Annotated in this window: 12 protein-coding genes; 5 read left to right on the forward strand and 7 right to left on the reverse strand. The window is 48.7% G+C overall.

Annotated elements, in window-relative coordinates; translation table 11 throughout:
• The first annotated feature begins 40 nt into the window (after nucleotides 1-40).
• From KNP93_RS02730 to KNP93_RS02740, 3 genes are read left to right on the forward strand one after another with little or no spacing between them, the layout of a single operon-like run.
• On the forward strand, nucleotides 41-835 hold the full coding sequence (locus KNP93_RS02730) for a glycosyltransferase family 2 protein (RefSeq protein ID WP_131502126.1): 795 nt from the start codon (nucleotides 41-43) through the stop codon (nucleotides 833-835).
• On the forward strand, nucleotides 835-1,338 hold the full coding sequence (locus tag KNP93_RS02735; protein ID WP_131502127.1) for an Lrp/AsnC family transcriptional regulator: 504 nt from the start codon (nucleotides 835-837) through the stop codon (nucleotides 1,336-1,338). The genes KNP93_RS02730 and KNP93_RS02735 overlap by 1 nt, the downstream gene beginning before the upstream one ends.
• Nucleotides 1,335-2,525 (forward strand): aminotransferase, encoded by a 1,191-nt coding sequence (locus tag KNP93_RS02740; protein WP_131502128.1) that lies wholly within the window; start codon nucleotides 1,335-1,337, stop codon nucleotides 2,523-2,525. The genes KNP93_RS02735 and KNP93_RS02740 overlap by 4 nt, the downstream gene beginning before the upstream one ends.
• Nucleotides 2,526-2,791: 266 nt before the next feature.
• Here KNP93_RS02740 and KNP93_RS02745 read toward each other — a convergent pair whose 3' ends face one another.
• Nucleotides 2,792-3,682, reverse strand: a complete 891-nt coding sequence (locus tag KNP93_RS02745) for a MazG nucleotide pyrophosphohydrolase domain-containing protein (protein ID WP_251138598.1) — start codon at nucleotides 3,680-3,682, stop codon at nucleotides 2,792-2,794.
• A complete protein-coding gene (locus KNP93_RS02750; protein ID WP_131502129.1) occupies nucleotides 3,648-3,833 on the reverse strand; it encodes a hypothetical protein in 186 nt (61 codons plus the stop codon). The genes KNP93_RS02745 and KNP93_RS02750 overlap by 35 nt, the downstream gene beginning before the upstream one ends.
• An 86-nt stretch (nucleotides 3,834-3,919) precedes the next feature.
• Between KNP93_RS02750 and ytvI the strand changes: the two genes are divergently transcribed.
• On the forward strand, nucleotides 3,920-5,044 hold the full coding sequence (gene ytvI, locus KNP93_RS02755; protein WP_214852956.1) for a sporulation integral membrane protein YtvI: 1,125 nt from the start codon (nucleotides 3,920-3,922) through the stop codon (nucleotides 5,042-5,044).
• Here ytvI and KNP93_RS02760 read toward each other — a convergent pair.
• From KNP93_RS02760 to KNP93_RS02770, 3 genes are read right to left on the reverse strand one after another with little or no spacing between them, the layout of a single operon-like run.
• On the reverse strand, nucleotides 5,028-5,696 hold the full coding sequence (locus tag KNP93_RS02760; RefSeq protein WP_214852959.1) for a DUF429 domain-containing protein: 669 nt from the start codon (nucleotides 5,694-5,696) through the stop codon (nucleotides 5,028-5,030). The genes ytvI and KNP93_RS02760 overlap by 17 nt on opposite strands.
• Nucleotides 5,677-5,844, reverse strand: a complete 168-nt coding sequence (locus tag KNP93_RS02765) for a hypothetical protein (protein ID WP_214852962.1) — start codon at nucleotides 5,842-5,844, stop codon at nucleotides 5,677-5,679. The genes KNP93_RS02760 and KNP93_RS02765 overlap by 20 nt, the downstream gene beginning before the upstream one ends.
• Complete coding sequence (locus KNP93_RS02770) at nucleotides 5,844-7,277, reverse strand: leucyl aminopeptidase (RefSeq protein WP_214852965.1); 1,434 nt, start codon at nucleotides 7,275-7,277, stop codon at nucleotides 5,844-5,846. Before KNP93_RS02770 ends, KNP93_RS02765 begins: the two co-directional genes overlap by 1 nt.
• Nucleotides 7,278-7,631: 354 nt before the next feature.
• Between KNP93_RS02770 and ptsP the strand changes: the two genes are divergently transcribed.
• Complete coding sequence (ptsP, locus tag KNP93_RS02775; protein ID WP_188004624.1) at nucleotides 7,632-9,356, forward strand: phosphoenolpyruvate--protein phosphotransferase; 1,725 nt, start codon at nucleotides 7,632-7,634, stop codon at nucleotides 9,354-9,356.
• 336 nt (nucleotides 9,357-9,692) lie between these two features.
• On the opposite strand, the gene KNP93_RS02780 is transcribed toward ptsP, so the two are convergent.
• Nucleotides 9,693-11,204 (reverse strand): MDR family MFS transporter, encoded by a 1,512-nt coding sequence (locus KNP93_RS02780; RefSeq protein ID WP_188004625.1) that lies wholly within the window; start codon nucleotides 11,202-11,204, stop codon nucleotides 9,693-9,695.
• Between the two features lie 150 nt (nucleotides 11,205-11,354).
• The gene (gene ptsG, locus KNP93_RS02785) at nucleotides 11,355-13,448 is read right to left on the reverse strand and encodes a glucose-specific PTS transporter subunit IIBC (RefSeq protein ID WP_131502135.1); all 2,094 of its coding nucleotides are present in this window, start codon (nucleotides 13,446-13,448) and stop codon (nucleotides 11,355-11,357) included.
• Between the last annotated feature and the right edge of the window lie 131 nt (nucleotides 13,449-13,579).

Genomic DNA, 13,579 nt, shown 5'->3' on the forward strand with positions numbered 1-13,579 from the left:
TGAATTTCAAGGGTGTCTTTGTTCTAAGGAGACGACTTAAATGCCGATGGTCTCAGTCATCATCCCCACATATAACAGATTGCGTGAGTTGCGCGAAGCACTGACCGCACTGACAAAACAAATCTATCAGGATTTTGAAGTCATCATCTTAAACAATAACGGCGAGCCGCTGACTCCTGTCCTGACTGACTTTCAGGATAAACTGACAATCACGTCAATCGATTTGCCGGAAAACCACCATGTCCGGGCACGAAATCACGGTGTCTCGTTAGCAACAGGAAAGTATATCCTTCTCCACGACGACGACGATTTATTGTTGCCTTCACATATCGAGGAAGTTGTCGGCGATCTTGAGGCCGGTGCGGACTTGACGTACGTCGATGCCGAACTGTTCACTTACGAGTGGCAACAGGACCGGCGTGTCGTAAAAACGACGGAACCTTTTGCTTATCCGTATGACCGGGAAGCGATGAAAGAGGATTCGACCTATATCCCGTCCGGTTCCCTCTATCGCAAGTCACTTCATGAAAAACTTGGTTTATTTGATGAAGACGTCTTCAACTATTGGGATTGGGACTGGATTTTGCGTGTCGGACAGGATCATCTCGTTCTGCACCCGGCCCGGGCAACCGTCCTGTATGCGTTTAATCCTGCGGGCAACCACCAATCGGCTAAGCAGGATGCGTCGCGTCGCGTCTATTTTGACCGACTCGTCGAAAAGCATCATCTCCCGACAACTGATATGAAAAATTTCCACATCGTACAAGAGGAACGTCGCTCCCGGCTACGCGAGACACGCCGGACGTTCCATGGCAACCTGACAGAAAGCGAGTGATGATTGTGTACACAGACAAACAACTAGAACTACTGGAATTATTGACGCAGAATGGACCGGTCGATCCTGTCTTAGCTGCTCAAATGCTTAATTTGACAGAGGAAGAGGTGTCATCTTCACTAGAGACGTTTAAACAAGACGGGGTCCTGCTCGGTTATACAGCCGTTATCGACTGGCAAAAAATCCATGCTCACCATGGCGTGACCGCTTTCATCGATGTCAAAGTGACACCGAAACGGGGACGCGGCTTTGATGAGGTCGCAGAACGCATCCACCGCTTCCCGGAAGTGACGTCACTCTATTTGATGTCAGGAGCATACGATTTACAAGTCGTCCTTGACGGAAAATCCCTGCAGGAAGTATCACAGTTCGTCTCAGAAAAATTATCGACACTCGATTCTGTCATTTCGACGACAACCCATTTCCGTCTCAAAACGTATAAACATGACGGCGTTTTATTCAGCCAGGATGACGGGGACAAACGATTGAAGGTGTCTCCATGAAACATTTATCTGAACGTGTCGAACGATTGGCCCCTTCCGGTATCCGGCGGTTTTTTGATTTAGCCGGTTCGATGGAAGATGTCATCTCGCTTGGTGTCGGCGAACCCGATTTTGTCACCCCCTGGAATGTCCGGGAAGCCAGTTTCGCTGCGCTCGAACAAGGTTATACGGCATACAGTGCCAATGCCGGATTAGTCGAATTACGCCAGGAGATCCGTTTGTACATGCAAGAAAAATTTTCGATTGACTATCAGGTCGCGGACGAAATCATCGTCACGACCGGTGCTTCGGAAGGACTCGATTTAGCCTTTCGGACGTTGATCAATCCGGGAGACGAAGTCATCGTCGTTGAACCGGCCTTCGTCTCGTATGCTCCATTGATTGAACTGGCAGGCGGTATTCCTGTCGCGGCAGCCTGTCGTGCAGAAGACGGATTTACGATTCAGCCGGAAACGATTGAAGCGGTCATCACAGACCGGACAAAAGCGATCATCTTTTGTTTCCCGTCCAATCCGACCGGTTCCGTCATGACACGCGATCAATTGGCCGATCTCGCGTTGCTTGCCAAGAAACATGATCTTTATGTCATCAGCGATGAAATTTATGCTGAACTTTCTTATGAAGACGAGCCGACTTGTTTTGCGACCCTTCCCGATATGCGGGAACGGACGATTGTCATCAACGGGTTTTCTAAAGCCTTTGCGATGACCGGTTGGCGGCTCGGTTTTACCTGTGCCCCGCCCGCTATCAGCCAGGCGATGCTGAAAGTTCATCAGTATGGCATGATGTGTGCCCCGACGCTCGTTCAGTTCGCCGGAATCGAAGCCTTACGTTCGCGTCATAAGACAGTTCCGGATATGGTCCGCAGTTACCGGCAACGGCGGAACTATTTCGTCAAAGCGTTAAATGACGCCGGACTGCCGACCCATTCACCGGGTGGGGCGTTCTATGCCTTCCCGTACATCGGCGGAACCGGTTTGACGAGCGAGGAATTCGCAGAGCAACTGTTGCTTGCGGAACGCGTCGCGGTCGTCCCCGGTTCTGTATTCGGTGCAAGTGGAGAAGGTTATGTCCGGGCCAGTTATGCCAGTTCGGTCGAACAGCTCCAACAGGCGATTCACCGGATCAACCGTTTCATGCAACACTTGAATCAGAAACAGGTCGAACTATCAAATCCCTCAAGATGATTTACACCAAAAGAAGGGGCTGACTCAACAGTCAGTCTCTACAAAGATAAGGGTGGCAGAATCATAATCTGCCACCCTTATCTCGTAAAAAAAGAATCACTCGCTACACGCAACTCCTACAGGAAAAAGCGCATTTTTGCGCTGCCAGAGACAAATAAGACCCGCTTTCCTGCCTAAATGAGGCAGGAAAGCGGGCTTGTGTCTCGCCTGAGGAAAGGGCGTGAAAGACGAGTGATTCTTTTTTGAGTCAGTCCCCTCTTTTTTAGTTACTCATCAACATGCAGGACGATAAACATCCGGTGGTCATCTTCCGCATGATACGGCGACACCGGACCGAGTTGAGGGGCATAGACATCAATCCGGTACGGTGCTTCTTTAAACGACAGCGGTGTCTGTTCCTTAATGATTCGTCCGATTTCATCAGCCTGATCTTTGACACTTCGTAAACTGTCAGTCCGCTCGATCGGAGCCTCGATGACGAATCCATCAATGCCTTCAATCTGGGCACAACGCAGGAACCGGCGTAACGACGGTAGTGACGCCCGAATATGCGCCTCGAGCGAGAGGCCGCTTTCATGGACGGGTGCACCCCAGAGACGTTCCGTATTGCCCGTTGCGCTTCGGAAGTGATCAATCGTCGCTTCTGTCACCGGATCACGTGTCAAAGCAAACCGTTTACGGTCACGATTCAGATTCTTCTCGTTTGTCCGGTCGATTTCTTTCAGGAGGTTGATTCCGAGGGGACGGGCCAACCGGAACAGTTCACGCTGGAGACGGGCGAGCGATGTCCCGATCGGAATGACGTCTTCCGTCTTTTTCGGCGGCTTGTCACCTTCATATCCGTTCATGACACGAGCGACCTGCCCCGTTTCATGAACAAGGCGGTAAAACGAACCTTGCACCTCGTCTTCGATCGTCTCGAGCTGTTGATGTTGCTGTGCCAAATCCGTCACGTATTGATTCGCAAGACAGGTCGAAATCATCAGGACATCGACCAGTTCCGCTTGAAACGACGACTCGTCTCCGGTTTCGAGCGCCTCCCCGACTTCACCGACCTCCTCAATCAAACGGGCTAATCCAGATAACGGGCGAAAATATCCTCCGAGCGCTCGAATCGTTTCATCAACCTTTTGTTGAAGAAGAATCATCTCCTGCATCGTCCTGCACCTCCGCCAGTCCCTTCACAAGCCGGTCTTCCGATTGTTCCTTAAATCGTTTCGTGAACTGTTGGTTCTTCCGCCATTCCCGAACAGCCAGTCCGCTCGCAACGGCGAGCGAGACGAGTAATCCCATTTCTTTTCGTTTCATCTGAATTCCTCCCCTTTTGAACGATACGTTCGTCTGACAAACATGATATGATGATGACATTCCATACATAGTAAGAGGTGTTGCTTATGTCGACTGAACGTTTGTGGCAATTAGCCCGTTTCATTGGCGTCATCCTTGCCATCTTTTTCACCGGTTGGCTGATCGTTCGCTTGTCTTCTTTCATGTACCCGTTCGTCTTTGCTTTTCTATTGGCTTTATTCAGTCGGCCGCTCGTCGACTTTTTCCAAAAACGACTTCGGATCAACCGCGGTTGGGGTGCTCTGCTGTCCATCATTTTAATGAGCGGTTTATTGATCGGCTCGCTCGTCTTGATCATCATGCAGTTGATTCGTGGACTTGTGTTTGTCGCCAATCAGCTGCCGGCACAAATCCAGGAGCTGAGTCTTTATTTCCAAAAACTCTACAACGAAAAGCTGGCACCGATTTGGAACGATGCGTCGGAAGCCCTTCGCTCGCTTGAACCGTCACAACAAAACACGGTCCAAAACAGTATCCAGTCCCTCGGCAGTTCCCTTGCCAGTGCAATTGGTGAAGGCTCCAAAAGTGTCGCCGGGATGTTGCAGACGATTTTAGCGACATTACCCTCCATCGCGTTGATTTTAGTCATCGTCTTGCTCGCCTGGTTCTTCATCTCAAAAGACTGGCACAAGTACGAAATCAGATTGAAGCAATACGAAATGTTACCATGGTTCGCCCGTGCCGAATCGGTCGTCACGAGTCTCCGGTCCGCTTTGTTCGGTTACATCAAAGCGCAACTGACATTGATTACGATTACATTTTTCATCGTCCTGATCGGACTGTTGATCATCGGAGTCGAGCATCCGTTTGCGATCGCCTTTATCGCGGCATTTTTTGACATCTTACCCTATCTTGGAACCGGCTCCGTCTTTTTGCCTTGGATTGCCTATTCCATCATTACGGGAGATACGGGTCTTGCCATCGGTCTTGCGATCCTTTACGGAATCGTCATCTTACAACGCAATATCATGGAACCTAAAATCGTCGGCGATAACATCGGTATTCAACCGATCACCGCCTTAATTGCCTTGTTCGTCGGTATTCAATTTTTCGGCGTCTTCGGATTGATTTTAGGTCCCTTGATTGCGGTCATCATCAAAGCGTTACACAACGCGAGGATTTTTCATTATCTTTGGGACTTTATCAAAGGATCACCTACACCATTTCGGTGAAGGTGATTTTTTTCGGTAATGCGGCATATAACGGAAATTCCATCGAATCAACCGGGCGATCATCCGGCACATAAACTGCCGGTAACGTGGCGGCGACTGCCAGAAGACAGGCATCGATCCAGTCGTCTGTTGCGACACCGCGCACATTTAGTTCCCAGTAAGCCGGACAACCGTACCGTCGCAACAGTTCTGCCCGCTCTGCCATTCCCTCGACCGTCCGTTTACTGTGACGTGCCGGATGACCGGTCAGGCGGGCAAAACAGACTTCCGGATGGGATTCCACCATGCCCGGTCGATAACAGTTCCGTACCTGTTGGATTTTCGGTAACAGATACCACGCTTGTTTGGAGAGACCGAAACCTGCCTGCTGCTTCGAATACTCGTTTGCTTCCGGATAACCGGCTTGCTCCAGTGCTGCACGCAACGGGGCATTAAAGACACTGCTCGTTCGGCCAGGCTTCAATTCTTCCCGTAACAACTGATCGACTGCCCGGCGTTTGTCTTCTTCCAGTCCAATCGGCATATCGATATAGGTCCGGGTTCCGCATTCGATTTCGTCGAGTGACGGAGCGACCGTCCAGGAAAACTGACCGTCTTGAATCGATACAGCCACCCATCCGGCTTTCGCCGCATCAATTCCGGTGACGTCCATTGGACTTCTCCCGCAGACTCTTAAGGAGCGATAAAATCGTAAAGACACCAAAAAAAGTCGCTGCCGCTAAAGAAATCTGTTCCCGTGCATCCAGGTACCAGACGATACTAACGATTGTCATTAAAATGAGGACGCTGTTGACGCGCATCATTTTTCGCGTTCTACGAAATGATACAGACTGCGGACCATGACACCGGTCGCCCCTTTTGGACCAAGTTCCGTCGCGGCTTTTTGTTCGGATGTTCCGGCGATATCAAGGTGGAGCCACGGGGTCTCACCGACAAATTCACCGACAAACGCACCACCGAAAATCATATGTCCCATCCGTCCCGGTGAGTTATTTAAGTCTGCGACGTCCGAGCGTCGGACCTGCTTGATGAACTGATCAACGTACGGCATCTGCCAGACCATTTCGTTTGTCTCTTGTGTCACGGCTTCAAATCGTTCGTACAGATCAGTATCATTCGTCAATGCCCCTGTGATTTCTGTTCCAAGTGCCACTAAGACTCCGCCTGTCAGCGTCGCAAGGTCAATGATCATCTTCGGCTTGTATTCTTTGGCGTAGGTGACGGCATCTGCCAGGACAAGGCGTCCTTCCGCATCGGTGTTCAGGATTTCAATCGTTTTTCCTGCCATTGACGTGATGACATCATCCGGTTTAAAAGCATCACCGGAAATCATGTTATCCGTCGCCGGAATGACTCCCAAGACGTTTACATTCGGTTTAAGCTGACCGAGGACTTCAAACAATCCGAGGACGGCTGCGGCTCCTCCCATATCCCCTTTCATCCCGACGATTCCGTCTTTTGGTTTAATCGAGTAACCGCCTGTATCGAAAGTCACACCTTTTCCGACGACGGCAATCGGAGCCTCGTCGCCTGCTCCTTTGTATTCAAGGACAATCAGTTTCGGTGGAATTGTTGACCCTTGATTGACGGCAAGCAATGCACCCATCCCGAGCGCTTCCATATCTGTTTTTTCAAGAATCTTCAAATCATGCCCGTGACGCTCGGCAATAAAGCGGGCTTCATCCGCCAAAGCAGGTGCAGTCAACAGGTTACCCGGCATCGTGACGAGACGGCGCGCGAGATTCGTCGCTTGCGCAAGTGCTTCCCCACGTACAACATCCTGATCTCCCGCGTCTGACCAGATTGTTAAATCCAGATCATATGTGACCCGCGTGTTTGTTTTATAATGTTTGACTTCATATGTAGATAAGCCAAACGTCTCAGCAATCAGTTCGACCGGTTGACCCGGGAAAGTCGTTGCATCAATCGTCACTTTGGATAACTGGCGTGCTTTCAAGAACTGAGCTGCTTTTCCGAATAATCGGCGAAGGCTGTCTGTCGTAAGTCCTTCGGCTTTCCCAAGACCGACGAACAACACACGTTCCACGGTTCCCGTCAGTGTCGGCAACAAGCGGAGTTCTCCTTGTTTCGTTGAGATATCCCCTCGGCGTACCCATTCATCCAAACGATCCGGATAAAGTGACCGGATCCGTTCCTCGACCGGCTGGTTTCCTGAAATACCGACAACGAGTACTTCGACATGAGCTTGTGGATCTACTTGATTCCATCGCATATTCAAATCCCCCTTTAGTGATACATATTAGTATGAAGTGTTTAATCCAATTTTCCAACTGATAGCCTCCGAGGCAAATGAAACCGTTCTCAAAGAAGACGTTCTTTAATTTGTCGATTTGAAGCGTTTCAAACAATTGTTGCCTGTTTCACAATATGATAGGATTAAACAGGTGAAAAGGACAGGCACTTCTATTTTAACGGTCATTTGGCAACGACAGAAATGTCTACGTTTTCATTCAAAGGGAGAGTCCGCAAGCGACCCGTTAAGAGAGATGCGTTTATGGGTATCTATAGATAGCAAAGAAATGACGTCGCTGCGGCGAAAAAACTTACTGAAAAGAGGGTAATGCACATGGCACAGCACATCAAAGGAATTGGCGCTTCTGCAGGGATTGCGATTGCAAAGGCATTCGTAATGGAAACACCTGTCTTTGACATTCCAACGAATAAAATCGAGGACTCGGCAGCAGAAAAGGAACGTTTCCAAGCCGCCATCGTTAAGTCGAAGGGTGAACTTGAAATCATCCGTGAAAACACATTAAAAGAACTCGGTGCAGACAAAGCGGAAATCTTCTCAGCTCACCTCTTGATCTTGGAAGACCCGGAAATCGTCAGCCAAGTCAACGCAAAAATTGACGATGAGAAGACCAATGCAGCCCAAGCACTCGATGAAGTGTCACAGATGATGGTCATGATTTTTGAATCCATGGATAACGAATACATGCGTGAGCGTGCAGCCGATGTCCGTGACGTTACAAAACGGACGATGGCCCACTTGCTCGGCATCACGTTCGTCACACCGGCTCAGATCAATGAAGAAGTCATCATCATTGCAGAAGATTTAACACCTTCAGATACAGCACAACTCAACCGGAAGTATGCAAAAGGATTTGCTACGAACATCGGTGGACGGACTTCGCACTCGGCGATCATGTCCCGTTCTCTTGAAATTCCGGCTGTCGTCGGAACAAAAGTCGTCTTGACGGAAGTCAAACACGGTGATTTCTTGATTCTTGACGGTACAGAGGGTGACGTCATCGTCAACCCTTCAAGCGAACAAATCGCAGAGTATGAAGAAAAACGTTCAGCGTATATCGCTCAAAAAGAAGAGTGGAAAAAACTAAAAAACGAAAAAACAGTTACAGCAGACGGTCATCACGTCGAGCTCGCAGCGAACATCGGAACACCAAACGATGTAAAAGGCGTTCTCGAGAATGGTGCGGAAGCAGTCGGATTATACCGGACAGAGTTCCTTTACATGGACGCTGAAACGTTCCCGACGGAAGACGAGCAATTCACGGCTTACAAAACGGTTCTCGAATCGATGGGCGATAAAAAAGTTGTCATCCGGACACTCGATATCGGCGGCGACAAAGAGTTGTCTTACCTCGATCTCCCGCATGAGATGAACCCGTTCCTCGGCTACCGTGCAATCCGTCTTTGCCTGGACCAAACAGATCTCTTCCGGACACAGCTCCGTGCCCTTCTCCGGGCAAGCGCGTACGGAAAACTTGCTGTCATGTTCCCGATGATCGCGACACTCGAAGAATTCCGTGCAGCAAAAGCGCTTCTCTTGGAAGAAAAAGCAAACCTTCAAGCAGAAGGCGTGACGGTTTCTGAAGACATCGAAGTTGGTATGATGGTCGAGATTCCATCAACAGCTGTCATGGCGAAACAATTCGCGAAAGAAGTCGACTTCTTCTCAGTCGGAACAAACGACTTGATTCAATACACGATGGCAGCTGACCGGATGAATGAGAAAGTTTCATATCTCTACCAACCGTTCAACCCGGCCATCTTGAACCTCTTAAACAACGTCATCACAGAAGCACACAAAGCAGGCAAATGGGTCGGCATGTGTGGTGAGATGGCTGGAGAAGAACTCGCGCTTCCAATCCTTCTCGGACTCGGACTCGACGAATTCTCAATGTCAGCTTCTTCCGTCCTTCGTGCACGCAGCTTAATGACGCGCTTGAACAAAGCAGAATGTGAAGCAGTCGTTGAACAAGTACTCGATATGGATACAGCGGAAGATGTCGTTAACTTCCTCAGCACAACATTCGATATCAAAAAATAAGGTTTTTCAGACACGTCCCGTCTCGGGGCGTGTTTTTTTGTCTCGTTAACAAAGTATCCCCTTTCCCTTTACTTTGTGCGGGAAATCGGATTATCCTACGTCGAAATCATTCCTCTTTGTACTCGCTTTTCTCAGGCGAGACACAAGCCAGTTTTCCTGCCCCGTGTGGGCAGAAAAGCGGGTCTTGTTTGTCTCTGACAGCGCAGTTTGCACTTGCGCTTTTTCCTGCAGGAGTCTCGTGCATTGAATGATTTCGAACAACAAAAAAGAAAGCGGATTTTGACATCCACTTTCCTCTCGTCTGTTAATGTTTATCTAAATCGCTTTAACTACACATTATGCTTGTTTTGCTTTTGGTCGTTCGCCTTGTCCTTCTTTTAACGTCGGACGTTCATTCCCCATCAGGAACACAAAGATGACACCGAGTACTGCTGGAATCAAAGCCCACAGGTAGACGGATGAAATCGATTCGGCAAGTGATGACTTGATGGCATTCGCTACTTCCGGCGGCATCTTCGCAAGGGCCGAAGCCGTCGGGAATTGTCCGCCATCCGGTGCATTGCCATTTGGCAACTGTTCACTGATTGTCGATGAGAATGTCCGCGACTGGACAATACCAAGAACTGTTACCCCGAGCGTCATTCCGATGGTCCGGAACGTCGATCCCATCGATGTGGCAGCACCGCGCCGTTGCATCTCAATTCCGTTGATACTCGCCAGGTTGAGTAACGAGAAACTGAATCCGACACCAAACCCTAAAATGATCATATAGATCGTGATGGCTGTTCTTGATGTTTCAAGCGACATCGTACTCAAGAGATAAACGCCTAATAAGAAGAAAACAGCTGAAACGAGCATGACATTCCGGAATCCGTATTTATTCGGTAGACGTCCACCGAGTTGGGCCGAAACGACGGATGCAATCAACATCGGCATCAAGATCAGACCCGAATTGGTCGCGCTGCCACCAAACACACCTTGGACAAAAATCGGAATAAAGACACTGGCGGAGATAAAGACAAAGCCATAGAAGAAGGCTACGCCTTGTGTCGCCGCAAACAATTGCCGTCTAAATAAGCTGAACGTGATGACCGGATCAGCTGCCCGGCGTTCGATGAAGCCAAAGACGATGAAGGCAACAAGTGCTGCTCCAAACAAACCGAGGATTTGCGGTGAGTTCCACGCATAATCTTTTCCGCCCATTTCAAGTGCCAGCAGGAATAGGACAAGTCCGGCAACCAACGTCACCGCTCCGGCATAATCGATTTTTTGTGTCCGGTGAACCGGTGACTCCTTGTAAAACAGTGAAACGAGTGTTAACGCCAAAATCCCTAATGGAATATTGATATAGAAGACCCAGCGCCAATTGATGGCATCCGTTAAGACGGCACCAAGCAACGGACCAAAGATACTTGAAATTCCGAAGACGGCCCCAAACAATCCGCTGACTTTCCCCCGTTTTTCCGGTGGAAAAATATCAAAAATAATCGTAAAGGCGATTGGCATTAAAGCACCGCCGCCAAGACCTTGAACGGCACGATATACGGATAGTTCCACGATCGAGTCGGCCATTCCGCAAAGAATACTTCCTGCGATAAACAGTAACATTCCAAATAAGAAGAATCGTTTCCGACCATACATGTCACTCAATTTACCAAAAATCGGCATCCCGGCCACAGTCGCAATCATGTAGGCCGATGTGACCCATGCATATTGATCAAAGCCGTTTAATTCACTGACGATTGTCGGCATTGCTGTTGCAACGATGGTATTATCCATTGCCGCTACCAAAATCCCGATTAATAACCCTAACACGACATAGCGTGTTTTTGTCGAAGTCGTAGCCATCGACTCACCTCTTTCTTTTCAAAAAAATAGCTAATCTTCATAATAGCTTATTCATTGTATCATCGTATGTGCAAAATCTCACTGTTAAATGTTCGCTGCATATAAAAAAACACGATTCCAAAAACGGAATCGTGTTCATCGTACCGCTCATTATTTAATGTCATACGAAATCTTTTCACCGGCTTCGACTGTTTTTCCAACATCGACCGAGACTTTCCGGTCGCCGCTGTTCGTGACGATGATTGGCGTGAGTAACGATGGAACAAGTGGCCGGATTTGTTCTAGATCAACATTTAATAATGGTGATCCCGGTTCGACCCTATCGCCGGCTTTGGCGAGTGCTTCGAATCCTTTTCCTTCAAGCGAGACGGTATCGATTCCGATATGAATTAAAATTTCGTCTCCATTATCAGCAAGGATGCCAATCGCGTGTTTCGTCGGGAAGAACGTCGTGATTTCACCGGATACAGGAGAAACGACATATCCTTCTGTCGGCTCAATCGCATAACCGTCACCCATCATCCGTCCAGAGAAAACCTGATCCGGTACGTCATCAAGTGAACGAATCACACCGCTCAGTGGCGAAACATATCCTTCAACCGGTACATAGGCTCCATCTTTACCGGCTAAGTCAGAGCGGTCATCCGTCCGCGCTTCCGCTCCTGTTGGCACTTGTGGAATCGGATCAGCTTCCGGCTTAGCCGGCGGTTGATAGTTCGGGTCGTTCATAATTTCTGCCATTTCGGTCTTGATGCCATCCGACTTCGGACCAAAGATTGCCTGGACGTTATCCCCTACTTCGAGGACACCGGCAGCACCGAGTTGTTTCAAGCGCTCTTTGTTGACCCCTGATTTATCATTGACGGTAATCCGGAGTCGTGTGATACAAGCGTCCAAGTGTTTGATATTCGCGGGTCCACCAAACGCTTGGAGAATTTCATACGGCAATTCACCAGCTGTCGCACCGGCTGTTGCTGCACCTTCCTGAATCGCTTCGCGTCCAGGAATCTTCAAATCAAATTTCTTGATGACGAAACGGAAACCAAAGTAATAAATGACCGCGAAGACGAGACCTACCGGAATGACGAGCCACCAGGAAGTCCGGTTTGGTAAAATACCGAACAACGTATAGTCAATCAATCCTCCGGAGAAGGTCATCCCGATCTTGACGTTTAAGATGTCCATGATCATGAACGACAATCCGGCAAACAAAGCATGGACTGCAAACAATAACGGTGCAACGAATACGAACGAAAACTCAACAGGTTCAGTGATCCCTGTCAGGAAAGAAGTCAGGGCAGCCGAGAAATATAACCCTTCAACTGCTTTTCGGCGATCTTTCGCAACCGTATGATACATCGCAAGACAGGCAGCAGGAAGTCCAAACATCATGAACGGATATTTTCCCGTCATATACGTTCCGGCTGTAAATGGAACACCATCTTTTAACTGGGCGAAGAAGATCCGCTGATCCCCGTTGACGAGATTACCGGCTTTATCGGTGTATTCACCGAACTGGAACCAGAAACTTGAATACCAAATATGGTGGAGACCAAACGGAATGAGGGAACGTTCGACTAATCCAAAAATGAAGGCAGATAACGTTTCGTTTGATTCGATGATGGTTTTCGAGAACGTGTTGATTCCTGTCCCGATTGGTGGCCAAATATAAGACAGTGCAAAACCAGCGACTAAACTGAATAGCGCTGTAGCAATTGGTACAAATCGTTTACCGGCAAAGAATCCAAGGAAATCCGGAAGTTTAATCTTAAAGAATTTATTATAGCTGTACGCCGCAATCAATCCGGCGATGATCCCTCCGAATACCCCCATTTGCAGGGTCGGTATCCCTAACACGGTGGCATACGATAAATCACTCGACTTTTGTGCTTCTGCAATCTTTTCAGGTGTAATCTGTAAAAATGAGCTGATAACTTTGTTCATGATCAAAAATCCGACAATCGCAGCTAACCCGGCGACCCCTTCACCATTCGCAAGGCCAATCGCAACCCCGACGGCAAACAGTAATCCTAAATTGGCAAAGATGATGTCCCCTGCATCTTGCATGACCCGCCAAATGACCACTAGTGCATCATTTTCGAGAAACGGAAGATACTGCGTCAGGTTCGGGTTTTGAAACGCCGTACCAAACGCCAGGAGCAGCCCCGCTGCCGGTAGGATTGCGACCGGTAACATCAGCGCTTTACCGATCCGTTGCAATACACCGAACACGTTTTTCCACATCAGTGATTTCCCTCCTTTTTTTGACCAAACTACTTACTTCATACCCTTAATGTTTCTTACACAAAACTATTTCCTTCATGTTTCTTTCCACAAAAAAAGAGCCTTCCCAAATCGGGAAAGCTCTTTTACTC

The organism is Exiguobacterium sp. s166 (genome assembly GCF_018618855.1).
Taxonomy (GTDB): Bacteria; Bacillota; Bacilli; order Exiguobacteriales; family Exiguobacteriaceae; genus Exiguobacterium_A.